The sequence below is a fragment of the Micromonospora sp. AKA38 genome (assembly GCF_027925725.1).
Taxonomy (GTDB): Bacteria; Actinomycetota; Actinomycetes; order Mycobacteriales; family Micromonosporaceae; genus Micromonospora.
Map to the genome: position 1 here is coordinate 658,413 of NZ_BNEI01000005.1, position 25,157 is coordinate 683,569.

The following is a 25,157-nucleotide window of genomic DNA, read 5'->3' on the forward strand; positions in this document are numbered from 1 at the left end:
GCAGCGGAGGGACTCTCAGTGACCGAGACCAGCAAGACGATTCTCACCGTGGGCCGCGCGATGGAGGTGCTCACCCTCTTCACCGAACGGAGGGAGTCCACCCTCGGGGTCACCGAGATCTCCAAGGCGCTCGGGCTGTCGAAGGCCGTCGTGCACCGGATCCTGTCGACCCTGCTGGAGAAGGACTACATCCAGATCGAGCCGCAGACCCGCCGGTACGCGCTCGGCCACGCGGCCCTCAAGCTCGGCCTGACCTACTTCGAAGGCATCGACGTGCGTCGAATGGCTCAGCCGATCCTGCACGAGCTGGTCACGGCCACCCAGGAAACCTCCACCCTCTCCATCCGCAGCGGCTGGACCCGGATCTACATCGACCAGGAGACCCCGCCCACCGACATCCGCATGTCGGTGCGGCTCGGCCACCCGTACCCGCTGCACGCCGGTTCGTCGTCGAAGGCGCTGCTGGCCTTCCTCGACCCCGAGGAGCAGGACGCCTACCTCGCCACCGGCCCGTTCGAGCGGCTGACCGACACCACCATCACCACGCCCGAGCAGCTCCGCGCCGACCTGGACCGCATCCGCAGGCGCGGGTACGCCCGGTCGCTGGGGGAGCGTCAGGCCGACGCCGCCTCGGTGGCCGCCCCGGTCTTCGACCACCGGGGCAAGCCGACCGCGGCGATCAGCGTGTGCGGCCCACTGCGCCGCTTCGAACCGAAGATCGACGAGGCGGCCGACGCGCTGCTGGACGCCGTACGGCGACTCTCGGCCCTGATGGGCCACCGGGAGTCGGAGATCATCGGGCAACGCTCCACGGAGTGATGCCCGCCAGTGGTGGGGCCGGGCTGCCCCGCGGGAGGGAACAGCGGTGTCGGTGCCATCCGCGCTCGACCCATCGGGCGACTCGGTGCTCTACGCGGACCCCGGCGAGGTGGAGCGGCTACGCGACCCGCTGATCGCGGCGCAGGTCCAGCTGCTGGCTCGGCACCACCCCCACTACCGTCGACTCTTCGCGCGCACCGGCGTCGACCCGGACCGGGTACGCGGGGTCGCGGACCTGCGCCGGCTTCCGGTCACCGGCAAGCAGGACTTCCTCGGTGACCCCGAGTCCTTCCGGTTGACCGCCCCGGCCGACCTGCCGGTCGCCGAACGCACCCTCGCGTACGTCATCTACACCACCGGCACCACCAGCGGCGCGCCCGCCCCGCTCTACGTCACCACCAGCGACGACTGGGCCTACCTGCTGCACGCCCGGCGCTGCGCCCGGCTGCTCGGTCTCGGCGCCGACGAGGTGATCGCGAACCTCTTCCCGCTCACCCCGTTCCCGATGGGCGCCCGGATCCGCGCCGACCGGACGGCGGCGGCGATCGGGGCGACCATCTTCCAGGGGCACACCGGCCGCCCCTCGCCGGACTGGCTGGTGCACCGCCGGCTCGACGAGGCGATCGACCTGGTGGCGGCACACGGCGCGACGGTGCTGTGGGGGGTCGCCGGGTTCGTCCGCCGGGTGCTGATCCGGGCCGCCGAACGCGGGCTGCGGCTGCCCACGGTCCGCTGGTGCTTCGTCACCGGCGAGGCGACGAGCGCCGCCGGCGTCGAGGACCTGCGCGCCCGGCTGCGCGCGGTGGGCGCGGAGACGGCCCGGGTCGCGAACCGCTACGGCTCGACCGAGGGCTGGTCGATGATCGAGTGCGGGGCGGGAACGGGCTGGCACAATCCCACCCCGGGCCTGATCCACCTGGAGACCGTCGACGCGGCCAGCGGCGAGCCGGTGCCCGACGGGGAACCCGGCCTGCTGCTCATCACCCACCTGCGGGCCCGGGGCACCGCCTTCCTCCGGTACGCCGTCGGCGACATCGTCCGGCTGACCCGGGAACGGTGTGCCTGCGGGCGGACCGCCGAGCGGATCGTCTCCCAGCCGGTCCGCACCAAGGACCTGGTCAAGGTCAACGGCACGCTTGTCAACCTGACCGTGCTCGGCGACGCCCTGGTCGACCTGGCCGGCGTCGCCGAGTACCGGGTGGTCCTCGACCACCTGCACCCCGGCGACGCGCTCTCCGGCGACGGCGTGGTGGTCGAGGTCGCCCCGGTCGCGGGCCGCGACGCCGACGCGCTGGTCTCGGCCGTGCGGTCGCGGATCCGCGACCTGACCCACCTCACGCCCGAGGTGCGGGTGGTCGGCGTGGACGACATCTACGACCCGCTGGCCGACGCCAAACCCCGTCGTCTCGTCGACCGCCGCCACGTCGGCTGACGTCGTCGACACGTAGCTCTCAGAAAGGTCGTGACTGACCGTGTACACCGGTGCCATCGACGTGGTCGTCAATCCGTACACACCCGAGATCGTGGCCGCGCGGCCGGCCTGGTCGAAGGACTTCCTCGGCCGCAAGATCGGCGCTGGGGACCGGCTGCCCGGGACGACGATCGAGGAGTACCTGGCCAAGATGGACCGGGCCGGGATCGCCCGGTCCTTCCTGATCGCCGCGAAGCTCGGCCCGGCCGGTGACGTCAACAGCTTCGCGCTCCAGGTCGAGACCGTCGCCGAGCTGGTCGCCGCGCACCCGGACCGGTTCAGCGGCCTGGTCGGGTTGGACCCGACCGCCGGCATGGCCGAGCTGCGGCACCTGGAACGGGCGGTCACCGAGTACGGCTTCGTCGGCGCGCACTCGTACCCGCACTGGTTCGGGCTGCCCCCGGACCACCGGCGCTACTACCCGATCTATGCCAAGTGCGCCGAGCTGGACGTGCCGATCCAGCTCCAGGTGGGCCACTGCCTGCGCTACGACGACGCCCGGCCGCTGCGCAGCGTCGGCCGGCCGATCACCCTCGACACGGTCGCCTGCGAGTTCCCCGAGCTGAAGCTGGTCGGCATCCACACCGGGTGGCCGTGGACCGAGGAGATGATCGCGGTCGCGTACAAGCACCCCAACGTGTACATCGGGGTGGACGCGTACGCGCCGAAGCACTGGCCGGCCGCGCTGGTGCACTACATGAACACCTTCGGCCGGGAGAAGGTGATCTTCGGCACCGACTACCCGGTGATCGACCCGGAGCGCGCCATGACGGAGTTCGCCGAGCTGGGCCTGCGGCCGGAGTCGGCCACGGCGGTGCTGCGCGACAACGCCCTGCGCCTCTACGGTCTGACCGACTGATCCACCCCGCCGTCGGGGCGTGCGTCACCGACGCCGGCCGGCCGCGGTGAGTGCGACGAGCGCGACCGCGGCGGCGGCGCCACCGACTGAGAACGCGGCCATCGGGCCGACCACGCCGACCAGCAGCGCGCCCAGGGCCGGGCCGGTGGACTGGCCGAGCCGCGACGACGCCGACCACGCGCCGATGAGCATGCCCCGGCCGTCGACCGGCTGCCGGGAGACGGCGTGCACGGAGGCGTTGTACGCGCAGCCCACCCCGACGCCGAGGAGCACCACGGCGACCGCCACCACCCACACCGCCGGGGCGGCGGCGGTGAGCAGCAGGGAGACCGCGCACAACCCGAGCCCGATCCGGGCGACGTGCCGGTCGGCGGTCCGCCCGGCGAGCAGGGCCAGGGCCGCCGAGGCGGCGAGACTGCCCACGTTGCCGAGCCCGACGAGCAGACCCCGGGCCGCCAGGGGCACCTCGAAGACCCGGTCCAGGGCCAGCGGCAGCATCGCCGCGGTGGCCGCGGTCATCAGGCCGATGACGACGGTGGTCAGGGTCAGCGCGCCGACCACGGTACGCAGCTCGCCGGCGCGTCGCAGGTCGGCCAGGAGCCGGGCGGAGCGGTGGTCCCGGCTCGGCCGCCGGCCGGGGCCGAGCCCGAGCACCCGGACGGTTCCGGGTACCAGCAGCGCGCCCAGCGCGTAGAGCCAGAACGCGGCGCGTGGGTCGCCGAGGCTCGCCACCGCGCCGCCGGCCATCGGTCCGACGGTGGAGGCGGTGGTCAGCACGAAGGTGTTGACCGCCAGGCCGCGCTGCCGGGCCGCGCCGGTCAGCGTCTCGCCGATCACGGTCGGGGGGATGGTGAGCAGGCCGGCGAAGCCGATCCCCTGGACCGCCCGGAGCACGACGGCCGTGCCGAACGAGTCGACGAGCGCGCAGGCGGTGCCGGCGACGGAGAACAGCAGCAGGCAGCCGAGCGCCACCCGGCCGCGGCCGAGCCGGTCGGAGAGACCGCCCAGCGCCACGGTCAGCACGATGCCGGGCACCGCGATCACGCCCTGGAGGAGCCCGACGGCGGCCTCCGAGACCTGGTACGCGGCGGCGAGTTCCGCCATCGCCGGGGCGAGCGTTCCGTAGCCGGTGGCGCCGACCGCGGACAGGGCGGTGACGGTCAGGATCCCGCCGGTACCGAGCGGTAGGGAAGGGGCCACAAGCGGTCCATTCAGCGGAACGATGTTTCGCTGAACGTACCGCAAACCTGAGCACGGGTCCATAACGGCACGTCAGGCCGTTGACACTGCCGAGAAGCCGGACCTAGTGTGTAGAAACGCTGTTCCGCTAAGCGGATCGAATGTGCGAATCGCATGGGAGAGGGGTGCCGGGATGAGTCCGAAGACGGGAGTTCTCGGCCGGTTCAGAGCCCTGAAGGTTTCTGCTCTGGTCGGGGTGGTGGCCCTCCTGGCCACGGCCTGTAGTTCGTCCAACGGGGACAGTGCGGCGGAGGCGGACTCCTCCCCGGGAGCAGCCGGGGCGGACATCGTGGTCGGGGTCGGGGTGATCAACCCCGACCTGGACGCATTCTCCGCCACGTCCCCGCCGCGTTCCTTCTACGCCTACCCGGTCTGGTCCCTGCTGACCCGGGTCGACACCCTCGGCGAGGGCGCCAAGGTGGTCCCCGGCGTCGCCGAGTCGTGGACCCGCGTCAACGACCTGACCTGGCAGTTCGTCCTCCGCAAGGACCTGAAGTTCGCCAACGGCGAGCCGGTCGACGCCGACGCCGTCGTCTACTCCACCAAGTTCATGCTCGACCCGAAGAACGAGGCGAGCATCCGCGGCAAGCTCGGCATCATCAAGCAGGTCGAAGCGGTCGACGCCACCACCATCCGGTTCACCATGAGCGCCCCGGAGGCGATCCTGCCCCGGCTGCTCGGCGCGATGCCGATCGTCCCACCCAAGGAGCACGCGCGGGTGGGCGCGAAGGCGTTCAACGCCAAGCCCATCGGCACCGGCGCGTTCATGGTCGAGAAGTTCGTCCCCGGCAAGGAACTCGTGCTGGTGCCGAACCCCAACTCCGGACAGGGCAAGGCGCTGCCGGCCTCGATCACCTTCAAGGCGATCCCGGAGGACGCGGCCCGGGTGGCCGCCCTGCGCGCAGGTGACGTCGACATCATCACCAAGGTCCCGATCGACGGGATCAAGTCGCTGGAGTCCGGCGCGTTCACGGTCTACGACGCGGTCGAGCCCCGCACGTACGTGGTGGACCTGTTCACCGACTCCGGACCGCTGACCGACGTGCGGGTCCGGCGGGCCATCGCCCAGTCCCTCGACCTGGACGCGCTGGTCCAGGGCGTGATGGGCGGCAAGGGACAGGTCGGCCAGGGCCAGTTGGCGCCGAGCTTCATGTCCGGCTACTGCAAGGACGTCACCCGGTACCCGTACGACCTGGCCGCGGCCAACAAGCTGATGGCCGAGGCCGGCGTCTCCGGGCTCAAGCTGAAGTTCCAGACCTCGCAGGGGTTCATCCTGAACGACACGCTGCTCGCCCAGGCGATCGGCGAGATGGTCAACAAGCTGGACGCGGTCGAGTCGGTGGAGATCGCCCCGATGGAGTTCTCCAACTACCTCGACGTCTACTACAACCGCACCGAGCGGGCCGACTTCTTCGCCTGGGGCATGAGCAGCTCACCGTTCGTGGACGCCTCCGTGCAGCTCGAACGCCTGGTCACCGGCTACCCCCAGCACAACATCGGCTACTCCAACCCGAAGTACGACGAGTGGTTCGGCAAGCTGCGCTCGGCCGAGGAGGGCACCCCGGAGCGGCAGCAGGCGTTTTGCGAGCTGTCGAAGATCTACAAGGAGGACGTCCCGTCGGTGGCGGTGATGACCATGCCGGACGTCTGGGCCAGCTCCGACAAGATCCGGGGATTCAAGGTGGACCAGGCGGGCAACCCGGCCTGGGAGCTGATCACCAAGGTGACGGGCTAGACGGGGTCCGACCGTGGCGAAGCTTCTGCGACAGCGGCTCCTGCAGCTGGTCCTGGTCATCCTCGGACTGTCCAGCCTGGTGTTCTTCCTGGTCCGGATCTCCGGCGACCCGGCTTCGGCCATCGCCGGGGCGGACGCGGACCCGGAGACCCTGGCGGCCATCCGCAGCAACCTCGGGCTGAACGAACCGGTGCTCGTCCAGTACGTGAGGTTCCTCGGTGACCTGCTGGTGCTCGACTTCGGCGACTCGTACCAGTACCGCAGCGACGCGATGGCGTTGGTGCTGGACCGGTTCCCGGCGTCGGCGCTGCTGACCATCCTCGCGATGCTCATCGCGGTCGGACTCGGCGTACCGGCCGGGGTGCTCGGTGCCGTGCACCGGGACGGGCTCCTCGGCCGGGCCGTCAACGGCCTCGCCATCCTCGGGCAGAGCGTGCCGAACTTCGTGCTCGGTCTGGTGCTCATCATGATCTTCGCGGTCAGCCTGGGCTGGCTGCCCAGCTTCGGCGGGGAGGGGGTGATGAGCCTGATCCTGCCGGCCGTCACCCTCGCCGCCTTCATCTGCGCCCGGCAGATGCGGCTGGTGCAGGCGTACACCCTGGAGGAACTCAGCAAGGGGTACGTGCGGACGGCGAACTCGCTCGGCTACAGCACCCGGCGGATCCGCTACCGGCACATCCTGCGCAACGTCAGCGTGCCCATGCTCTCGCTCGTCGGGCTGGAACTCGGCCAGTTCATCGCCGGGTCGGTGGTGGTCGAGTCGGTGTTCTCCTGGCCCGGCCTGGGCCGGTTGATGGTCGAGTCGGTCACCGCCCGCGACTACCCGGTGCTCCAGGCGGGCGTGTTCGTCATCGGCGTGCTCGTCGTGCTGATCAACTTCATCGTCGACCTGCTCTACCAGGTGGTCGACCCCCGACTCAAGGCGCAGTTGGTGACCCGATGAGCACAGTGCTGACCGTTCCCGAGCCCGGCGGGGCCGAACCCGTGGCCGAGGTCGTCCCCGCGCCCCGCCGGCCCCGCCGACGCCTCCTGCCGAGACACTTCGGCGCCCGGCTCGCGCTCGGCTTCCTGGTCGTCGGCGTCCTGGCCGCGATCTTCGCCCCGGCCGTCTCGCCGTACGACCCCAACGAGCAGTCCCTGCTCAACCGGCTCGCCGCGCCGTCGCTGTTCGGCGGCGAGGGCGCGCACCTGCTCGGCACCGACGAACTCGGCCGGGACCTGCTCAGCCGCGCCATCTACGGCGGCCGGGTCAGCTTCACCGTCGGGTTCGTCGCGGCCACCTTCGCCGGCCTGCTCGGCACCGTCCTCGGCGTCGTCGCCGGCTACTACCGGGGCATCGTGGAGTCGGTGATCATGCGGACGGTCGACATCCTCACCGCGTTCCCGTTCCTCATCGTCGCCCTCGCCGTGGTGGCCGTCTTCGGCGCCAAACTGTCGGTGCTGATCATCGTGCTGGTGCTCTGGGAATGGGTGCCGTTCACCCGGCTCGCCCACGCCAAGACGCTGAACGTGGTCTCCACCGACTACTTCCGGGCCGCCGTCGCCATCGGCCGTCGGGGCGCCGGCATCCTCGCCCGGCACGTGCTGCCCAACATCGCCGGTCCGCTCATCGTCGTCTGGACGTTCGTGGTGGCCCGGTCCATCGTCATCGAGAGTTCGCTCAGCTTCCTCGGGCTCGGCGTGCCGCCGCCCACCGCCACCTGGGGCGGGATGCTGAGCGCCAGCCGCGGCTACCTCGACACCGCCTGGTGGATCCCGCTGGTTCCCGGCGTGGCCATCACCCTGGTCGTGTTGAGCGTCAACGTCGTCGGTGACTGGCTGAGTGAGAGGTGGGATCCGCATGGCCGGCGCTGACGCCGTACCGCTGCTCGAGGTCGACGGGCTGGACGTCACCTTCGACACCCTCCGGGGGCCGGTGCACGCCGTCCGGGGCGCCACCTGGTCGGTGCGGCAGGGCGAGACCCTGGTGGTGCTCGGCGAGTCCGGCTCCGGCAAGAGCGTCTCGTTGCACGCCGTCGCCGGGCTGCTGCCGGCCAACGGCCACACCGCCGGCCGGGTCCGCTTCCAGGGCCGGGACGTGCTCGGGCTGCGCGGCGCGAAGCTGCGCCGGTTCTGCGCCGAGAACTACGGCATGGTGTTCCAGGACCCGATGAGTTCGCTGGACCCCAGCTTCACCGTCGGCGACCAGATCGCCGAGATCCTGCGGGTGCACCGGGGGGCGTCGGCGAAGGACGCCTGGGAACGGGCGGTCGAGCTGCTGGGCGTGGTCCGGATCGACGACCCGGGCCGGCGGGCGAAGCAGTACCCGCACGAACTCTCCGGCGGTATGCGCCAACGGGTCATGATCGCCATGGCGATCGCCCTGGACCCGCCGCTCTTCCTCGCCGACGAGCCGACCACCGCGCTGGACACCAGCGTCCGGGGCGCGGTGCTGGAGACCATGATCGAGCTGCGGGACCGCCTGTCGATGGGCGTCGTCCTGATCACCCACGACATCGGCGTGGCGGCGGCCGTCGCCGACCGGGTCGCCGTCATGTACGCCGGCCGCGTCGTCGAGTACGGCACCGCGGAGCAGGTGCTGCACGAACCCGGCCACCCGTACACCGCCGCGCTGCTCGGGTCGCTGCCCCGGTTGCGGCGGCTCCGGTCCACGCTGACCGCCATTCCCGGCGCGCCACCGAACGCGGCCCGGCTGCCGGCCGGGTGCTCCTTCCACCCCCGGTGCCGGTTCGCCACCGACCGCTGCGCCGAGGAACTGCCGGTCCTGCAACCGAGCGGCGCCGGCCAGGTCGCGGCCTGCCACTGGACCGGCCGGCTGACCGCCGACGGCGACCTCGGCTACTGGCGCGAGGGCGGCGAACCGCTCGTCGACGCCCGGCCCGGCGACGCGGAACAACCGTTCGTGGTGGTCGAGAACCTGGTCAAGGAGTATCCCCTCGGCTCCGGCCGGAAGGCCCGGGTGCTGCGGGCGGTGGACGACGTCTCCTTCACCATCCCGAAGGGCACCACGCTCGGCCTGGTGGGGGAGTCCGGGTCCGGCAAGTCCACCACCGCCATGATCATGTCCGGGCTGCTCGCCCCCACCTCCGGACGGGTGGTCATCGGCGGCGTCGACATCGCCCGGCTCTCCGGCAAGGCCATGCGGGACGTCCGCCGTGACCTCCAGGTGGTCTTCCAGGACCCGTACTCCTCGATGGACCCCCGGATGACCATCGGGCAGATCGTCGACGAGCCGCTGCTGGTGCACAGACGCGGGTCGAAGGCCCAGCGGCGGGACCGGGTCACCGAACTGCTCGACCTGGTCGGGCTGGACGGCGACTACGCCGCACGCTTCCCGCACCAGCTCTCGGGCGGGCAGGCCCAGCGGGTCGCCATCGCCCGCGCGCTCGCGCTGGAACCCGCGCTGATGGTGCTGGACGAGCCGGTCGCCGCGTTGGACCTCTCCATCCAGGCGCAGATCCTCAACCTGCTGCGCGACCTCCAGGCCCGGCTCGGCCTGACGTACCTGTTCATCGGGCACGACCTGGCGGCGGTGGCCTACATCTCCGACCGGGTGGCGGTCATGTCCACCGGGAAGATCGTCGAACTGGACCGGGTCGACGCGATCTACCAGCGGCCGGCGGCGGCGTACACCCGGCAACTCCTCGACGCGGTGCTCGACCCCGAGGCCGACCTCGGCCGGTACCGGGACCGCCCGACGATCCGGAGGGAGGAGCCGTGCGTCCCCTCGGCCCCGGCGACGCCCTGATCGTCATCGACGTCCAACGCAAGTACGTCACCGGCCCGCTGGCCGTCCCGGACGCCGCCGGGCTGGTGGACCGGATCGCCCGGTTCGCCGACGCGGCCCGCGCCCGGGACGTGCCGCTGGTCTGGGTGACCCGCGAGCTGCGCCCCGGCGTGTCGATGGGCGCCGCCACCACCGCCGGGTACGGCGCGGCGGTCGACGAGCTGTTCCGGAGCCCGGCCGCCGACCTGCATCCCGGCCTCGGCGCCCGCGACGACGAGATCCGGGTGGTCAAGCCCCGCCAGTCGGCGTTCTACGGCACCGACCTGGAGGTGGTGCTGCGCACGCTCGGCGCGGACCGGGTGGTGCTCACCGGCGTCACCACCAACATCTGTGTCCAGGCCACGGCCCAGGACGCCCGCGCCCGCGACCTCGACGTGCTGGTGGTCGCCGACCTGACCGCCGCGCTGCCGGTCACCGCCGCCGGCTTCGACCTGCCGGCGGAGCAGGTGCAGCGGGCCACGCTGGCCACCCTCGCGCACGCCGTCGGCGCCGTCCGCTCCGCCGCCGCCGTGCTGTCCGCCTGAACCCGCCCGGGCGGCACGCCGTACCGGCCCCGGGACCGCCCGCGCGACGACGGGGTCGGCGGGCGGCCCGGGGATCTCAGTAGCCTCGGTCGCGGTCGAACTCGCCGAGCAGGGGTTCACCGGCGTGCCAGCGACGCAGGTTCGCGCAGAACTGGTCGACCACCCGTTCGGCCCGGCGCGGCGACCCGCCGGCGATGTGCGGGGTGACCACCACGTTGGGCAGTCGCCACAGCGGGTCGTCGGCGGCGAGCGGCTCCCGGGCCACCACGTCCAGCCCGGCCCCGCCGAGCCGTCCGCCGGTGAGCGCGGCGCGCAGCGCCGACTCGTCGACCAGGTCGCCCCGGCTGACGTTGACCAGGATCGCGCCGGGTTTCATCGCGGCGATCCGGGTGGCGTCCAGCAGGTGGCGGGTGGCCGGGGTGAGCGGCACGGTGAGCACCACCACGTCGGCGGCGGGCAGCACCTCGTCCAGCCGGTCCGGGGTGACCAGCAGGTCCACGTCGGGGCCGGGCGCGACGGGTTCCGGCTCGACCGCGACGATCCGCGCGAACTCGAAGCCCCGGGCCCGCCGGGCCACCGCCCGGCCGGCCCCGCCGAGGCCGACCACCAGCATGGTCCGGTCGGTGAACTCCCACTGGGTGGCCCGCACCGCGATCCGGTACGCGTCGGTCCAGTCGGGCGCGCGCAGCACCGTCGCCACGCCCCGGGTGAGCGCGAGCAGCAGCGCGAACGCGTGCTCGGCCAGGTGCGCGCCGACGATCCCGCCCTTGGCCGAGACCAGACGGACGTCCCGGCCGGCGAGGTGGGCGGCGATCCGGTCCACGCCGGCGCCGACCGACTGCACCCAGCGCAGGTTCGGCGCGGCGTCGAGGGCCGCCGGCTGGATGTCACCGAAGAGGACGGCCGCGCCGGGGGCGTGCCGCAGCACGGTGGCGGGGTCCCGGGCGACCACCACCGGGTCGGGTGCGGCGGCGGCGCGGATCGCGTCCACCTGTGCCTCGGTCAGCGGGGCGATCAGCGCGTGCGCGGCGGCCAGGACGGTGCCGCTCGACCCGGTCATGTGTCGCCCCGCCCGGCGTCGGCGCTGCCCGGCCGGGGCGGGACACCACCGGCGCCCAGGTAGCGGTCGCGGAGCCGGGTGACCTCGTCGTAGCCGATGAGCCGGGTGAACTCGCGCAGCGGTACGCCCCGGGCGGCGACCACGCCGGGCTCCGGGCCGAGCAGGTCGGTGTACGCCGCGGTGAGCGCGCGGGCGGTGGCGAGCAGGCCCTGGAGACCGTAGATGACCACGGCGATGCCGAGTTCCCGGGCGATGGCGGGGGTGAGTTCGCGTTCCAGCCAACTGCCGGGGGCGACCGCGGCGGCCAGTGGTCGGCCGCAGGCGTCCCGGGTGGCCTGCCACGCCTCGAACGGGAACGTCTCGTCGTGGCGCATCGGGAAGACCACGTCCGCCCCGGCCGCCGCGTACGCCTCGGCCCGCCGCAGCACCTCGTCGACCGTGTCGGCGTTGGTCCGGGCGACCACGGCGGCCCGGTCCCGGGCGTCGACGCAGGCGCGGACCTTCGCCGCCGCCTCGGCCCGGGGCACCAGACTCACCCCGGCCTGCTCGCTCAGCGGCCCCGGCTTGGGGGAGATCTGGTCCTCCAGCATCAGCGCCGCCGCGCCGGCCTGCTCGAAGTCCCGGGCGGCGTGGTACGCGTTGACCGCGTTGCCCCAGCCGGTGTCCAGGTCGGCGATGACCGGCAGGCCGCCGGCCCGGGCGGCGACGCCGACCGCGCGGGTCATGTCGGTGCGGGTGTAGAGGTCGGCGTCGGGCAGGCCGAGCGAGGCGGACACGGCGAAACCGGAGACGAAGAGGCAGCGGAAACCGGCCGCGGCGGCCAGGGTGGCGCTGAGCCCGTCCCAGACGCCGGCGGCGTACACGGGCGGTTCGGCGGCGAGGACGTCGGCGAAGCCGACCGGGGCGTGCACCGGCATCGGATCACACCTCCGGCAGGTCGACGACCACGTCGACCAGGACGGGACGACCCTCGCGGACGCCCTTGACCGCCTCGGTGAGGGTGGACGTCAGGGCGTCGCGGTCGGTCACGGTGAAGGCCTCGACGCCCTGGGCGCGGGCCATCCCGGCGTGGTCGACGTCCGGCCCGGTCAGGTCCATGCCGTGCCGGGCCCGGTCCAGGTCGCCGCCGCGCGTCTGCACCACCCGACGTTGGTGCAGCCAGTCCGCGCCGTAGCTGCGGTTGTTGACCACCACGGCCAGCAGCGGGAGCCGGTGGTGGGCGGCGGTCCAGAGCGCCTGCGGGGTGTAGAGCAGGTCGCCGTCGGGTTGCAGGTCGACCACCACGGTGTCGTCGTCGCGGTGGTGCAGCGCCGCGCCGATCGAACCGCCGATGCCGAAGCCGAGGCCACCGGCGCCGGAGCCGCCCAGGTGGCAGTTGTAGTCGACCAGGTCCCAGGTGCGCCGGGGCCAGCCCCGGAACATGGTGAAGCCGATCTGCCAGGGGCCGTCGCGTACCGCGTCGTAGGTGGCGGCGGCGAGGACGCCCTCGGTGATCCCGCCGTGCGGCGACTCGGGCGGCGGACCCTCGGCGGCGCGCAGCGTGGCGGTGTGGCCGGTCAGCCACTCGCGTCGGGCGGCGACGGCGTCGGCGCGGCGGGCGACCCGCTCGGCGACCAGGTCGGCGAGGACGGGCAGGGCGACGGCGGTGTCGGCGACCAGGTACTCGTCGGCCCGGATCGGCGGTTCCAGGTCGAGGAAGCCGTTGTGTTTCAGGTCGTTGAGGGTGATCACGGCGAGTTTCGTGCCGGGCCGGGTGAGCATCCGGTAACCGCGCCGGTCGTTGTCCACCTGGGACGTGGCCCAGCGGACGTCCCGGCAGTCCAGCGCCAGGACGAGGTCGGCGTCGGCGAGCCGGCCGGCCCGGTCGGCGGTGCAGTCGGCCCAGTGCCCGGTGGGGAAGTTGTGCCGGCTGCCGAGGTCCACCACGGGTACGGCGAGGGTCTCGGCGAGCCGGCGCAGCGCGTCGAAGCCGGCCCGGCTCCGGCCGACGAAGTCGGCGAGGAGGACCGGGGACTCGGCGGCGACGAGCAGGTCGGCGACGGCTTCGAGGCGGTCCAGCGGGGCGGTCGGCGGGGCGAGCGGGGCCGGCCCCCAGTCGCCGAGGTCCACCGCGGGCGCGGGGGACTCCTGCATCAGCGCGTCGAGGGCCACGTAGGTGGGGCCGGGCGGTTGGGCCACGGCGAGCTGGTGGGCGCGGAGCATCAGGTCGGGCAGGGCGGCGACGGACGTGGGTTCGGTGTCCCACTTGACCACGTCCCGGACGGCCTGACCCTGCTGGTTCGCGGTGTGCACCCAGTCGATCCACGGGCGGCGGCGGGCCTGGTCGGCCGGGCCGGAGCCGCCGAGCAGGAGCACCGGCGCGTGGTCGGCGTACGCGTTGAAGGTCGCCATCACGGCCTGCTGGAGGCCGACCAGGTTGTGCACGGCGGCGGCCATCACCTCGCCGGACGCCTTGGCGTAGCCGTGGGCGACGGCCACGGCGACGCCCTCGTGCAGCGCCGAGATCACCTCGGGGCTGCCGCTTGTGGTGAGGGAGTCGTGCAGGCCCCGGAACGAGGCGCCGGGGTTGGCTGCCACGTACCGGATGCCGAGGCGCTGGAGGAGCGCCACCATCACGTCGCTTCCGTATGTCAGATCCATGTGTCACGTCCTGAGTCGGTCGGCCTGTCCCGCCCCCGTCGGCTGCGCTACTTTATGAAACACCGTTTCATCAACCGGAACAAGAGGGGTGCGCATCATGCATCGACCTGGTCAGGCCGTGGATCTGCACAGTCACTGGTGGCCCCGGGAGTTCGCGTCGGCCGTCCGGGCCGGCCGGCGCTGGCACGCCTGGGACGCCGACCTCACCGCCGACACCCCCCGGATCGTGGCCGGCGACCGGGACGCCCCCGCCCCGGTCGACCTCTACTCCACCGACCTGACCGCCCGCCGGGAACGCCGGGCCGCCGAGGGCATCGTCCGCGAGGCGGCGATGGTCCCGGTCTTCCTCTGGGGGTACGAACTCCCGGCCGCCGAGGCCGAGGCGTACTGCCGGGACGTCAACGCGGACCTGGCCGACGCGCAGGCCGCCTCCGACGGCACCTTCACCGGTCTGGGACTGCTGCCGCTCCAGGACCACGACGCGTCCCTGCGGGTGCTCGACCACGCCGTCAAGGACCTCGGCCTGTACGCGTTCAGCATCGGCACCAACGTCGAGGACGCCAACCTGGACGACCCGAAGGTGGTCGCCGTCCTCGACCAGGTGCTGGCCGCCGGGGCGGCGATCGTCATCCACGCCAACTGGTACACCCGGGCCGGGCGCGAGCGCACCTGCCGGCACATGTTCGACAACTCGGTGGGCGTGCCCCTGGAAGCCGGGCTGGCGTTGGCCTCGCTGATCTACTCGGGCCTGCTGGACCGGCACCCGGGCGCCCGGATCTGCTGCTCGCACGGGGGCGGCTGGCTGCCGTACGGCATCGGCCGGCTCAACCTGCGCTACCTCCAGGGGCGGGACAGCGGCCTGCTGGCCGAGGCGCCGGACCGGTACCTGCGCCGGTTCCACTACGACTGCCTGGTGCACGACGAGCGGGCCCTGCGACTGCTTGTCGAGCGGGTCGGCGCGGACCGGGTGGTGATCGGCACCGACCACCCGTACGGCGGGGACATCCCCGAGGTCGGCGCGGTGCGCTGGATCGCCGACCAGCCGTTCCTGACCAGCCGGGAGAAGGACATGGTGGTCCGGGAGAACGCGACCCTCTTCCTCGACGGCGCGCGGCGGGCGGTCGGCGGCGCCGGCTGACGTCCCGTCGCGCCCGACGGCGGATTCGCTGGTCACGGCGTCCGTCCGGCCCTTGACACGGTTCGACGGACCCCCCTACGTTTTGTGGAACGCCGTTTCGCTGAGTGGAAGGAATCTGATGGCCACGCTCCGAGGGTTCGGCAATCCCCTCTCCCCGTCCGGCCGGGCCGCGCTCGTCGACGACCCCCCGCACCACATCAGCGCCGACGCCATCCAGGTGATCTACCGGGTCGACCCGGACAAGGCCCGCGCCTACCTGCCCGACGGCCTCGACCTGCACCCGGAGGCCCTGGCCTACGCCTACGTCGCCGACATGGTCAAGGTCAGCGACAGCCACCCCGACCAGGCATGGACCGAACCGCAGTGGTCGCAGTACCAGGAGGGCATCCTCGGCCTCTACTGCACCTACCAGGGCCAGCCCGGCCGGTTCAGCGCCTACATCTACGTCAGCGAGGACTGGTCGGTGGTCTTCGGCCACTTCATGGGCTTCGCCAAGAAGCAGGGCGTCATCCACAAGACCAAGATCCAGCCGGCCAACCCGGCGTTCGGGCCGATCGGCCCCGGCAGCCGGATGCGGGGGACCGTGGACCGGTTCGGCCGGCGGATCTTCAACGTGGACATCCAGCTCACCGAGAAGATCGACGACGACGCGGTGCCCTCGCACGGGCACCGCGTCTACACCTACCGGCACATTCCCTCGCCCAGCCCGCAGGTGCCCGACCAGCGGCAGCTCTTCGCCCTCGACCTGGACCGGGCCACCACCATCGACGCCTGGAAGGGCGCCGGCGGCGTGGAGATCTTCACCGACGTGATCAACGAGGACCTCGACGGCTTCCAGCCCCTGGAGATCGTCGAGGCGTACAGCTTCCAGCGCGGCTGGACCACCAAGGCCGGCGCCACCCTGCTGCGAGAGGACCATTGATGACCGACTGGGCCGCGATCCAGGTTGCCAAGGCCGCCGACAACATCGTCAACACCTCCCTGGCCGTCCGGCCCGGGGAACTGGTCGCCGTCGCCGCCGACCACAACTCCGACCACGCGGTCGTCGACGCGCTCCTCGCGGCGGTCGCCGCCGCCGGCGCCGAGGGCACCCTGCTGGTCCAGCCCGCCCGCGCCCGGGCCGGCGAACCGGCGAACCGGATCGTCGCCGCCGCACTGGCCGGCGCGGACGTGATCATTTCACCGACCTCGACCGCGTTGAGCTTCACCCCCGAACTCAAGCAGGCGCTCAACCGGGGCGCCCGGGCGATCGTGATGACCGGGGTGACCCGGGCCGAGCTGACCGGCGGCGCGGGCATCGCCGACTACGAGGAGGTCCACCGGATCACCAAACCGCTTGCCGACGCCATCACCGCCGGCTCCCGGATCCGGGTCACCTCGCAGCAGGGCTCCGACCTCACCGCCAGCCTGGAGGGGGTCACCTGCGGAGTGGGCGCGTCCTTCGCCCGCGAGCCCGGCCAGATCTCCAGCTACCCCAGCGGCGAGGCGTGGAGCGCCCCGGCCACCGGCACCGGGCAGGGGGTCCTGGTCGCCGACGGTTCCGCGCACCAGCTCGGCAAGCTGCGCGAACCGATCCGGGTCCACTTCGACCAGGGGCGGGCGGTCCGGATCGAGGGCGGTGACCAGGCCGGCGAGCTGCGCCGCATGATCGACGGGGTGGAGAACGGCGACAACCTCGGCGAGATCTCCATCGGCACCAACCCGGCGGCCCGCTTCCTCGGCAACATCACCGAGGACAAGAAGCAGGTCGGCACCGTCCACTTCGCCCTCGGCAACAGCGTGGTCGGCGGGACGGTCAAGGCCCCGATCCACGTCGACCTGCTGCTGCTCACCCCGACCGTGGAGGTGGACGGGGAGATCCTGGTCCAGGACGGGAAGATCGTGAAGGTGGCATGACCGCCGCATCCGCGCCGGCCTCCGGAGACGCCGTCTCCGGGGCGCCGGCCATCGACACGCACACCCACTTCTGGCCCCGCGGGCTGCTCGCCGCCGGGCGGGAAGGACGGGACTGGTACGGCTGGCGGCCGGTCACCGAGGCCGACGGCCGGCGGGCGTTCGCGCTGGGGCGCACCGTGCTGGCCTTCGCCCCGCCCGAGGTGGACCTGGCCGACCCGACGGCCCGGCTCGCCGCCCGCGCCGCGCAGCAGGGGATCGGCTTCGAGGCCGTCCAGGTGGCCGGGTTCCTGTTCAACTACCACCTGGACGCGGCCCGGGGCGCGGCCTTCTGCCGGGAACTCAACACCGAGCTGGCCGAACTGGAGGCCGCCGCTCCGGGCACCTACCGGGGGCTGGCGCAACTGCCGCTCCAGGACCGGGACGCCGCGCTGGCCGTGCTCGACCACGCCGTGACGGAGCTGGGGTTGCGACACTTCGTGCTCACCCCGGCGGTCAACGGGCGCAACCTCGACGACCCGCAGATCCTGCCGGTGCTGGAGGCGATGGCCGAGGCCGGGGTGACCGCCAACGTGCACCCGGCGTTCTTCGACAAGCTCGGCGCCGGCGACCGGCTCGGCCGGTACTACTTCGAGAGCTCGTTCGCCGCGCCGGTCGAGGCGAGCATCGGGCTGATGACGGTGATCCACTCCGGGCTGCTGGACCGGCACCCGGACTTCCGGATGTGCTTCACTCACGGCGGCGGCATCGCGATCCACTCGCTGGGCCGGTTCGACCACCGCTGGCACATCATCTCCCCGGCGCAGCGCACCATGGCCCGCCCGCCCAGCGAGTACCTCGCCGCCGGCAACCTCTTCTACGACGTGCTGGTGCACGACGAGCGCGCACTCGAACTGGTGATCGAGCGCGTCGGGGTGGACCAGCTCACCATCGGCACCGACCATCCGTTCGCCTGGGACCACCCCGGCGGCGCCGCGAACTGGATCCGTACCGCAGGCTTCCTGGACACCGCGGCCCGGGAGAAGATCCTCTGGCGCAACGCGGCCCGCTTCTACGGCCTCAACCCCGACAACCCGCCCGGGACGGCCGGCTCATGACCGACTGCGACGTCCTGGTCGCCGGCGCCGGCGCGGCCGGCCTGGCCGCCGCGCTGGCCGCCGCCCGGCCCGGCCGCACCGTCGTGCTCGCCGAGGCGCGGGAGACGTTCCGGCAGGGCAGCAACACCGCGATGAGCACCTCGATGATCCCGGCCGCCGGCAGTCGCTGGCAGCGGGCGGCCGGCGTCGAGGACTCACCGGGTCGGTTCCTCGCCGACATCCGGGCCAAGACCCACGACCGGGCCGACCCGGTGGTGGCCGCCGCGCTCACCGCGGTCGCCCCCGAGCTGGTCGAGTGGCTGGCCGACGACTGCGGGGTGCCGCTCGAACTGGTCACCGACTTCCGCTACCCGGGCCACTCGGCGCTGCGCTGCCACAGCGTGCCGGACCGCTCCGGGGCGGCCCTGCACCGCGCCCTGCTCGACGCCGCCGCGGACCGGGACGACCTGCACCTGGTCGTGCCGGCCCGGCTGGTCGACGTGCGCACCGACGACACCGGCGCGGTCCGGGGCGCGGTGCTGGCCCGCCCCGACGGCACCCGGGAGGAGTTGAGCTGCCCGGTGGTGGTGCTCGCCACCAACGGGTTCGCCGCCGACCCCGAGCTGGTCCGGCGCCACCTGCCCGAGATCGCCCACGGCGTCTACCACGGCGGCGAGGCGTCCCGGGGGGACGCGTTGCGGCTGGCCGAACGGCTCGGCCTGGACACCGGCCACCTCGACGCCTACCAGGGGCACGGCTCGCTTGCCGTACCGGACGCCATCCTGCTCACCTGGGCGACGGTCATGCACGGCGGCTTCCTCGTGGACTCCACCGGGCGACGCTTCGGCGACGAGACGGTCGGCTACTCCGAGTACGCCGTACCGGTGCTGTCCCGTCCGGGTGGCCGGGCCTGGGTGGTCTACGACGAACGCGTCCACGACGCCTGTCTGGCGTTCAAGGACTACCGGGACGTGGTGGCCGCCGGGGCGGTCCGCCGGGCCGACGACGTCGACGCGCTCGCCTCCGTGGTGGGCGCCCCGGTCGACGCGCTGGCGGCCACCGTGGCCGACGCCGAGGCGGCGGCCGCCGGGACCGCGTCCGACGCGTTCGGCCGGCGCGCCTGGGGCGCGCCGCTGCGTCCGCCGTACGCGGCCGTCCGGGTCACCGGGGCGCTCTTCCACACCCAGGGCGGCCTGCGGGTGGACCGGCACGCCCGGGCGTTGCGCGCCGGGCAGCCGGTGCCGGGACTGTACGCGGCCGGCGGCGCGGCGGTCGGCATCTCCGGCCACGGGGCGGACGGGTACCTGGCCGGAAACGGCCTGCTCGCGGCCCTCGGCCTCGGATACCTCGCCGGTCGGCACGCCTCCGCCTGAGCCGTACCGCTCCGCGACCGCGCCCCTCACCCACCGGGTGAGGGGCGCGGTCGCCGGTGCGACCTAGCGGCCGACCGGGCGGCGCAGGTACTCGCCGCGCGGGGTGCCGACCACCGCGCCGTCGCGGAGGATGCGGTGCCCGCGCAGCCACACGTCGTCCACCCGGGCGGTCAGCTCGAACCCCTCGAACGGGGTGTACTCCTGGGTGGACTCGCTGGCCTCGGCGGTCACCGTCCAGGTGCGGTCCGGGTCGACCAGGACGATGTCCGCGTCGAAGCCCACCGCCAGGTCCCCCTTTCGCGGCCACAGTCCGTAGCGCTTCGCCGGATTCGCGCAGACCAGCTCGGCGACCCGGCCCAACGGCAGCCCCTGCCGTCGGCCCTCGGTGATCAGGGCCGGGAGCAGGTACTCGGCCCCGCCGAACCCGGACTTCGCCACGAAGACGTCGTCCCGGTCGGTGCCGAACTTCGTCTCGTCCCGGCAGCAGGCGTGGTCGGAGACCACCCAGTCGACCTGCCCGGCGAGCACCGCCCGCCACAGCGCCTGCCGGTCGTCCTCGGCACGCAGCGGAGGGTTCACCTTGCCGCCAAGGCCGGCGGCGGTGTCGTAGGTGGCGATCAGGTGCCCGATGGTGACCTCGCGGCGGAAGTCCACGTGCGGGAAGGCGGCGGCCATCCGCAGCGCGGACTCCATCGCCTTCTCGCCGGACAGGTGCAGCAGGTTGATCGCCGGCAGGCCGGTCTCGTGGGCCAGGTAGGAGGCGATGGTGATGGCGAGCCCCTCCGAGTGCGCCGGCCGGGACGCGCTGTAGGCGGCCAGCCCTTTCAGCTCCCCGGCCTCCTCCACCAGCTTCGAGTAGGCCGCCATGATCTCGGCGGTCTCGCAGTGCAGCGACAGGCTGATGCCGTCGGCCAGCTCGGGCCGCTCCTCCCGGATCCGCTGGACGCCGCGCATGACGAACTCGAAGTGCGCCAGGTCGTACCGCTCACCGGGCGGGGTCATCAGGAACGACGACTGGTCGGTGGAGCGCCCGTGCAGGCCGTGCGATCCGTAGAACATGAAGATCTTGAACGAGCTGACCCCGAACTCGTCGACCAGCATGCCGAGTTCGTCGATGTGGCCGGCCTGCATGGGGGCGAGGTGGAAGGCGTAGTCGACGAAGGCCCGGCCCTCGGCCAGGCGCAGCACCTCGGGGAAGAACTCGGCGTAGCTGCCGCCCCGGTTCAGGTAGTACTGCCCGGTCCGCATGTAGGTCAGCCCGGTGGTGACGCCGCCCTGCGCCGACGCCCGCGACTCGCTGGCGGTGTCGACGTCGAGCGGGTTGTAGATGCCCCAGTGCTGGTGTCCGTCGACCGCGCCGGGAAAGGCCAGTCGGCCGCCGGCGTCGACCACCTCGTGCGCGTCGGCCGGGGAGAGGTCCGGCCCGATGGCCGCGATCCGGCCCGACCGGACCGCGATGGATGCTGGTACGGGCTCGTCCTCGCCCGGGCGTACCGCCCGCGCATTGGCGATGAGCAGGTCATAAGCCATGGGGCTACCTCCTTGCCGGTGGCCACAGGCTAAGCCCGGCGGACCGCTCAGCGCAACAGTGATCCGTCCAGCGGAACGAAATGGTGGTTACTGTCGGCGCGCGCGGACCAGCACCGCCCGGGCCGAACGGGCGACCGCCTCGTCCACCATCGTTCCGGTGCCGTCCACCGCCGCCGCCCCGCCGCCCCCCTCGGCGTACGCGGCGATGACCCGCTCAGCCTCGGCCACCTCCTCGGCGGTCGGCGTGAAGACCTCGTTGATCACCGGCACCTGGTGGGGATGGATCGCCGTCCGCCCGGAGAAGCCGAGCCGGCGCAGGGCCTCGGTGCCGGCTCGCAGCTTCTCGGTGTCCCGGTAGTTCACGGTGGCCGGGCCGACCGGTGCGGCCAGCCCGGCGGCGGCCGAGGCGACGACCGCCTCGAACCGGGCCGGGAGCAGTTCCCACCCGTCCGGGCCGGGACGCAGGCCCAGGTCGGCGCTGAGATCCGCCTCGCCGAGACCGAGCAGCAGCACCCGGGGCGCGGCGGCGACGGCGTCGATCTGTCGGAGCCCGCGCGCGGACTCCAGCCGGGGTGAGACGGCGATCCGTCCGGCCGGCAGACCGCGCTCGCTCTCCAGGGCGGTGAGCAGGGCGTCGAGGCGGGTCAGCAGCGACGGCCCGTCCACCTTCGCCACCACCACGCCGGTGAGGCCGGGGCGGACCGCCGCCCTCAGATCCTCTTCGAGGGCGTCCGGCGAGACCCGCACCCAGGCGTCGGCGTCGCCGGCGGCGCCGGAGTCGAGCCAGTCGGCGACCACCGAACGGGCGGTCGGCCGCTGCGCCGCCGGCACCGCGTCCTCCAGGTCCGCGATGATCGCGTCGGCCCCGACGCCGGCGGCCTTGTCGAGCATCCGGCGGGAGTGGCCGGGGACGTAGAGCCAGGACCGGGACACCATGATGCCTCCTCAATTGGAACGATGTTCCAATCTAGCCCGGTCCGGACGAGGCGCAGCGCGCGGCCTGCTCCTTGCTGGCCTGCTCCAAGAGCTGACCCCGCACTGGTGGTGGGTAACGGAGCTCAGGGCAGAGCGGCATGGGCCCCGGCGAGGTCGCCTGCCCGACTGGTTCGGAGGGTTTCCGTCGGGCGCGACTGTCGACGTCGATCGTGTCGACGAGGATCGTCACCGGGCCCTCGTCGGCGCGCCCAGCACGGCGACCGCGCCAACCGGTGTCGGGCCGGGTGTGGGCGCGGCCGTCGTCGCCGCGCCCACACCCGGTGGCAGATCAGCCGACCGTGCAGCCGACCACCGGCGCCGGATTGTCACCGGTCGAGGACGCCAGGAAGCCGAAGCTGGTCGAGCCACCCGGTGCCAGGCCGCCGTTCCAGCCCAGATTCCGCGCGGTGGCGGTCGCGCCCGACTGCGTGACCGTGGCGTTCCAGGACTGCGTGACCTGCCGGCCGCTGCCGAGGCTCACCGTCGCGGTCCACGCCGTCGTGGCCGCCGCCGTGTCGTTGCGGACGCTCACCTCGCCCTGGAAGCCGCCGGCCCACTGGGAGACCGTCCGGTACGTCGCCGTGCACCGCCCGATGCCGGGCGGCGGGGTCGACGGTGACGGAGCCGGGGTGACCGAGAGGGTCGGGCCCGGCGTCGGGGTGGGCGGGACGGTGCCGCCGAGCACCCGCGCGAGCGCGGGCTGGAAGCGGTCGGCCATCTTCCGGAAACCCGAGTCGTTCGGGTGTACCCCGTCGCCGGTGTCCGTGGCCGCGTCGAAGCCGGTCCACTGGTCCACCACGACGATGGGTGACTGGGCGGTGGTGAGACCGGCGGCCCAACCGGGGATCCGGTTGTTGAGCGTGACGGTGTCGGCGGGGCAGGTGTCGCAGCCGTGGTGCGGGATGATCTGCGACACGACGATCCTCATGCTCGGGTTGTTCGCCCGCATCTGGCCGACCAGCTTGGTGAACGCGGCGAGGATCGTGTCCATCGACTGCCAGCCGCCCCAGAGGTCGTTCGTGCCGAGGTGCATCACGACGACGTCCGGCCGGGCCGCGTTCAGCCAGGGCGGGAGCTGGTTGTTGTCGGCGATGCCGACCGCGGAGAAACCGCCGTGACCCTCGTGGTCGGCGTCGTAGGAGAAGCCGTAGTTGCAGCTTCCGCCGTCCGAGGTGCTGCCGACGAAATCGATGTTGGAGTAGCCGGCGGTCCGCAACTGGTTCCAGAGCAGGGCGCGCCAGCAGCCGGGGCCCGCGGTGATCGAGTCACCGAGCGGCATGATCCTGATCGCCGCCGCCGCCGCCGCCGACGACCGGTGCGGTGCGGACCGTACCGGGGAGCCGGGGAACGCCACCGTGAACGCCAGGACCGTGGTGATCGCGGCGAGCACGGCGTACCGAAGGGATTGTCGCGACATCGGGGTTCCCTACGGCGTCACGGTGAGCAGGTGGGCGCGGTAGCCCTCGCCGTAGCTGCGGGTCGGCGTGCCGTTGTAGTCCTCGATGAGCACGTTTCCGCCGCTGCATCCCCACGGGTTCCAGGTCCATGCGGTGTAGCCCAGTCGGTTGCGGTCCAGCCAGGTCATCAGCCGGTCGATGTAGTCGTGGGCGCAGGTGTCCTGACCGATCTCGCCGGCGTGCACCGGCACCTGCGCGGCCACCGGGGCGATCTGGGTGTCCCAGCAGGTCTCGGTGACACAGGCGTTGAAGTTGTACGAGTGCCACGAGGCGACGATGTTGCCGCGCGGGTCCGTCGGCTTGTGGGTCAGCCACTGGGTCAGGTCGTTGGTCCAGGTCAGGCCCGGCACCAGCAGCACGTTGGTGGCGCCGGTGGCGCGTACCGCGTCGACCAGGTCCTGCATGCCGGCCACCGGGTAGCCGATGCCGGTGCAGGCGCCGCCGTCGCGCAGGCACCGCCACGCGGCCGCCATGTCCGACCAGTTGTTGGCGGCGTCCGGGTAGGGCTCGTTGAACAGGTCGAACAGCACCGCGTCGTTGCCCTTGAACGCGTTGGCCACCCCGGTCCAGAACTGCGGCGTGTACTGCCGGCTGGGCATGGGCTTCTGACAGGTGGCGTTCACGTCGGCGCAGGCCGAGATGTTGCCGGTGTACTGCCCGTGGGTCCAGTGCAGGTCGAGGATCGGGTTGATCCCGTTGGCGACCAGCAGGTTCGCGTAGTCCTTGACGGCCTGCTGGTAGGCGGGTCCGCTGGGTGAGCCGGAGAGGCCCAGCCAGCAGTCCTCGTTGAGCGGGATCCGGACCGCCCGGATGTGCCAGGCCTTCATCGCGTCGACCGAGGCCTGGTCGACCGGGCCGCTGTCCCACATGCCCTTGCCCTGCACGCAGGCGAACTCCCCGCTGGCCCGGTTGACGCCGAGCAGGCGGTAGGTGGCGCCGCCCGCCGTCACCAGTTTGTTGCCGGAGACCCGGAGGCTGGGCGCGGCGCCGCCCGGCGGCGGCGTGGTCGGCGGCGGTGTGCTGGTCGGTGGCGTGGTGGTCGGTGGCGTGCTGGTCGGTGGGCCGGTGGGCGTCGTCGGGGACGGCGTCGTGACCGCGCCGGTGCAGGTCGTGCCGTTGAGCGCGAACGAGGTGGGTACGGGGTTCGCGCCGCTCCACGACCCGTTGAAGCCGATCGTGGTCGACCCGCCGGTGCCCAGCGAGCCGTTCCAGCTCAGACTGGCCGCCGACACCCGCGCGCCGGACTGCGACCAGGTGGCGCTCCAGCCCTGGGTGACCCGCTGATTGGCGTTGGGGAAGTCGAACGTCAGATTCCAGCTCGTGAGCGCGGAACCGAGATTGGTGATGGCGACGTTGCCGCTGAACCCGCCGGTCCACTGGCTCTGCACGGTGTAGGTGACCGCGCAGCCGGTCGTGGCGGCCGAGGCGGGCAGCGTGACCGCCAGCAGGCTGGTGGCCATCAGGGTGCCGGCTGCCGCCGACGCCAGCAGGGCATGAGGACGTGTCATGGATGCTCTCCTAGGCAATAGAGGGGAGCGTCGATGGGAGCGCGTCTCGGAGCTTTGTTTATTAGCCTCACTA

The 25,157-nt window shown here is 72.8% G+C and carries 21 protein-coding genes; 13 read left to right on the forward strand and 8 right to left on the reverse strand.

All coding sequences use genetic code 11. The annotated features are described in order from the left end of the window. Nucleotides 1–18: 18 nt before the first annotated feature. Genes TPA0908_RS20385 through TPA0908_RS20395 form a run of 3 tightly spaced genes read left to right on the forward strand, consistent with a single transcriptional unit; the run spans nt 19 to nt 3,149 of the window. Nucleotides 19–819, forward strand: a complete 801-nt coding sequence (locus tag TPA0908_RS20385) for an IclR family transcriptional regulator (RefSeq protein ID WP_281940234.1) — start codon at nt 19–21, stop codon at nt 817–819. A 46-nt stretch (nt 820–865) separates the two neighbouring features. Continuing rightward, on the forward strand, nt 866–2,251 hold the full coding sequence (locus TPA0908_RS20390; RefSeq protein ID WP_281940236.1) for a phenylacetate--CoA ligase family protein: 1,386 nt from the start codon (nt 866–868) through the stop codon (nt 2,249–2,251). Between the two features lie 40 nt (nt 2,252–2,291). Further along, nucleotides 2,292–3,149 carry an amidohydrolase family protein gene (locus tag TPA0908_RS20395; RefSeq protein WP_281940238.1) on the forward strand — a complete coding sequence of 286 codons (858 nt, stop codon included), beginning with the start codon at nt 2,292–2,294 and terminating at the stop codon, nt 3,147–3,149. A 24-nt stretch (nt 3,150–3,173) separates the two neighbouring features. Here TPA0908_RS20395 and TPA0908_RS20400 read toward each other — a convergent pair whose 3' ends face one another. Further along, nucleotides 3,174–4,349, reverse strand: coding sequence for an MFS transporter (locus TPA0908_RS20400; protein ID WP_281940240.1), 1,176 nt, complete (start codon nt 4,347–4,349; stop codon nt 3,174–3,176). Nucleotides 4,350–4,521: 172 nt separating this feature from the next. Between TPA0908_RS20400 and TPA0908_RS20405 the strand changes: the two genes are divergently transcribed. From TPA0908_RS20405 to TPA0908_RS20425, 5 genes are read left to right on the forward strand one after another with little or no spacing between them, the layout of a single operon-like run. Continuing rightward, a complete protein-coding gene (locus tag TPA0908_RS20405) occupies nt 4,522–6,123 on the forward strand; it encodes an ABC transporter substrate-binding protein (RefSeq protein ID WP_281940242.1) in 1,602 nt (533 codons plus the stop codon). 13 nt (nt 6,124–6,136) lie between these two features. Continuing rightward, on the forward strand, nt 6,137–7,066 hold the full coding sequence (locus tag TPA0908_RS20410) for an ABC transporter permease (RefSeq protein WP_281940244.1): 930 nt from the start codon (nt 6,137–6,139) through the stop codon (nt 7,064–7,066). Then, nucleotides 7,063–7,977, forward strand: coding sequence for an ABC transporter permease (locus tag TPA0908_RS20415; RefSeq protein WP_281940246.1), 915 nt, complete (start codon nt 7,063–7,065; stop codon nt 7,975–7,977). Before TPA0908_RS20410 ends, TPA0908_RS20415 begins: the two co-directional genes overlap by 4 nt. After that, complete coding sequence (locus TPA0908_RS20420; protein ID WP_281940248.1) at nt 7,964–9,871, forward strand: dipeptide ABC transporter ATP-binding protein; 1,908 nt, start codon at nt 7,964–7,966, stop codon at nt 9,869–9,871. The genes TPA0908_RS20415 and TPA0908_RS20420 overlap by 14 nt, the downstream gene beginning before the upstream one ends. Beyond that, nucleotides 9,841–10,434 carry a cysteine hydrolase family protein gene (locus tag TPA0908_RS20425; protein WP_281940249.1) on the forward strand — a complete coding sequence of 198 codons (594 nt, stop codon included), beginning with the start codon at nt 9,841–9,843 and terminating at the stop codon, nt 10,432–10,434. The genes TPA0908_RS20420 and TPA0908_RS20425 overlap by 31 nt, the downstream gene beginning before the upstream one ends. Before the next feature lie 76 nt (nt 10,435–10,510). Here TPA0908_RS20425 and TPA0908_RS20430 read toward each other — a convergent pair whose 3' ends face one another. From TPA0908_RS20430 to TPA0908_RS20440, 3 genes are read right to left on the reverse strand one after another with little or no spacing between them, the layout of a single operon-like run. Further along, nucleotides 10,511–11,494, reverse strand: a complete 984-nt coding sequence (locus TPA0908_RS20430) for a D-2-hydroxyacid dehydrogenase (RefSeq protein WP_281940252.1) — start codon at nt 11,492–11,494, stop codon at nt 10,511–10,513. After that, entirely contained in the window at nt 11,491–12,411 is a 921-nt protein-coding gene (locus TPA0908_RS20435; RefSeq protein WP_281940254.1) for an isocitrate lyase/PEP mutase family protein, read from the reverse strand. The genes TPA0908_RS20430 and TPA0908_RS20435 overlap by 4 nt, the downstream gene beginning before the upstream one ends. 4 nt (nt 12,412–12,415) lie before the next feature. Then, a complete protein-coding gene (locus TPA0908_RS20440) occupies nt 12,416–14,134 on the reverse strand; it encodes a thiamine pyrophosphate-binding protein (RefSeq protein ID WP_281940255.1) in 1,719 nt (572 codons plus the stop codon). Between the two features lie 97 nt (nt 14,135–14,231). On the opposite strand from TPA0908_RS20440, the gene TPA0908_RS20445 reads away from it, so the two are divergent. The 5 genes from TPA0908_RS20445 to TPA0908_RS20465 all read left to right on the forward strand — a co-directional run bounded on the left by TPA0908_RS20445 (nt 14,232) and on the right by TPA0908_RS20465 (nt 19,614). After that, nucleotides 14,232–15,272, forward strand: a complete 1,041-nt coding sequence (locus TPA0908_RS20445; RefSeq protein ID WP_281940256.1) for an amidohydrolase family protein — start codon at nt 14,232–14,234, stop codon at nt 15,270–15,272. Nucleotides 15,273–15,390: 118 nt separating this feature from the next. Beyond that, on the forward strand, nt 15,391–16,194 hold the full coding sequence (locus TPA0908_RS20450; RefSeq protein WP_281940257.1) for an acetoacetate decarboxylase family protein: 804 nt from the start codon (nt 15,391–15,393) through the stop codon (nt 16,192–16,194). Beyond that, nucleotides 16,194–17,168: an aminopeptidase gene (locus TPA0908_RS20455; protein ID WP_088643360.1), complete on the forward strand. Its 975-nt coding sequence runs from the start codon at nt 16,194–16,196 to the stop codon at nt 17,166–17,168. Before TPA0908_RS20450 ends, TPA0908_RS20455 begins: the two co-directional genes overlap by 1 nt. Further along, complete coding sequence (locus TPA0908_RS20460) at nt 17,165–18,262, forward strand: amidohydrolase family protein (protein WP_281940260.1); 1,098 nt, start codon at nt 17,165–17,167, stop codon at nt 18,260–18,262. Before TPA0908_RS20455 ends, TPA0908_RS20460 begins: the two co-directional genes overlap by 4 nt. Further along, the gene (locus TPA0908_RS20465) at nt 18,259–19,614 is read left to right on the forward strand and encodes an FAD-dependent oxidoreductase (RefSeq protein ID WP_281940262.1); all 1,356 of its coding nucleotides are present in this window, start codon (nt 18,259–18,261) and stop codon (nt 19,612–19,614) included. The genes TPA0908_RS20460 and TPA0908_RS20465 overlap by 4 nt, the downstream gene beginning before the upstream one ends. Nucleotides 19,615–19,677: 63 nt before the next feature. Here the strand turns inward: TPA0908_RS20465 and TPA0908_RS20470 are convergent, their stop codons facing one another. From TPA0908_RS20470 to TPA0908_RS20485, 4 genes are all read right to left on the reverse strand, one after another. Continuing rightward, nucleotides 19,678–21,144, reverse strand: a complete 1,467-nt coding sequence (locus tag TPA0908_RS20470) for a dihydroorotase (protein ID WP_281940264.1) — start codon at nt 21,142–21,144, stop codon at nt 19,678–19,680. An 87-nt stretch (nt 21,145–21,231) separates the two neighbouring features. Beyond that, a complete protein-coding gene (locus TPA0908_RS20475) occupies nt 21,232–22,080 on the reverse strand; it encodes an HpcH/HpaI aldolase/citrate lyase family protein (RefSeq protein WP_281940265.1) in 849 nt (282 codons plus the stop codon). A 328-nt stretch (nt 22,081–22,408) separates the two neighbouring features. Then, nucleotides 22,409–23,536, reverse strand: coding sequence for a cellulose binding domain-containing protein (locus tag TPA0908_RS20480; RefSeq protein ID WP_281940267.1), 1,128 nt, complete (start codon nt 23,534–23,536; stop codon nt 22,409–22,411). Nucleotides 23,537–23,545: 9 nt separating this feature from the next. Further along, a complete protein-coding gene (locus tag TPA0908_RS20485) occupies nt 23,546–25,084 on the reverse strand; it encodes a cellulase family glycosylhydrolase (RefSeq protein ID WP_281940269.1) in 1,539 nt (512 codons plus the stop codon). Nucleotides 25,085–25,157 lie beyond the last annotated feature (73 nt).

What these genes read in the sequence shown, in the direction of transcription:
- TPA0908_RS20420 (WP_281940248.1), top strand. Translation starts at nt 7,964, where the DNA reads ATGGCCGGCGCTGACGCCGTACCGCTGCTCGAGGTCGACGGGCTGGAC.
- TPA0908_RS20405 (WP_281940242.1), top strand. Translation starts at nt 4,522, where the DNA reads ATGAGTCCGAAGACGGGAGTTCTCGGCCGGTTCAGAGCCCTGAAGGTT.
- TPA0908_RS20465 (WP_281940262.1), top strand. Translation starts at nt 18,259, where the DNA reads ATGACCGACTGCGACGTCCTGGTCGCCGGCGCCGGCGCGGCCGGCCTG.
- TPA0908_RS20485 (WP_281940269.1), bottom strand. Translation starts at nt 25,084, where the DNA reads ATGACACGTCCTCATGCCCTGCTGGCGTCGGCGGCAGCCGGCACCCTG.
- TPA0908_RS20435 (WP_281940254.1), bottom strand. Translation starts at nt 12,411, where the DNA reads ATGCCGGTGCACGCCCCGGTCGGCTTCGCCGACGTCCTCGCCGCCGAA.
- TPA0908_RS20415 (WP_281940246.1), top strand. Translation starts at nt 7,063, where the DNA reads ATGAGCACAGTGCTGACCGTTCCCGAGCCCGGCGGGGCCGAACCCGTG.
- TPA0908_RS20480 (WP_281940267.1), bottom strand. Translation starts at nt 23,536, where the DNA reads ATGTCGCGACAATCCCTTCGGTACGCCGTGCTCGCCGCGATCACCACG.
- TPA0908_RS20470 (WP_281940264.1), bottom strand. Translation starts at nt 21,144, where the DNA reads ATGGCTTATGACCTGCTCATCGCCAATGCGCGGGCGGTACGCCCGGGC.
- TPA0908_RS20455 (WP_088643360.1), top strand. Translation starts at nt 16,194, where the DNA reads ATGACCGACTGGGCCGCGATCCAGGTTGCCAAGGCCGCCGACAACATC.
- TPA0908_RS20450 (WP_281940257.1), top strand. Translation starts at nt 15,391, where the DNA reads ATGGCCACGCTCCGAGGGTTCGGCAATCCCCTCTCCCCGTCCGGCCGG.
- TPA0908_RS20460 (WP_281940260.1), top strand. Translation starts at nt 17,165, where the DNA reads ATGACCGCCGCATCCGCGCCGGCCTCCGGAGACGCCGTCTCCGGGGCG.
- TPA0908_RS20440 (WP_281940255.1), bottom strand. Translation starts at nt 14,134, where the DNA reads ATGGATCTGACATACGGAAGCGACGTGATGGTGGCGCTCCTCCAGCGC.
- TPA0908_RS20445 (WP_281940256.1), top strand. Translation starts at nt 14,232, where the DNA reads ATGCATCGACCTGGTCAGGCCGTGGATCTGCACAGTCACTGGTGGCCC.
- TPA0908_RS20475 (WP_281940265.1), bottom strand. Translation starts at nt 22,080, where the DNA reads ATGGTGTCCCGGTCCTGGCTCTACGTCCCCGGCCACTCCCGCCGGATG.
- TPA0908_RS20430 (WP_281940252.1), bottom strand. Translation starts at nt 11,494, where the DNA reads ATGACCGGGTCGAGCGGCACCGTCCTGGCCGCCGCGCACGCGCTGATC.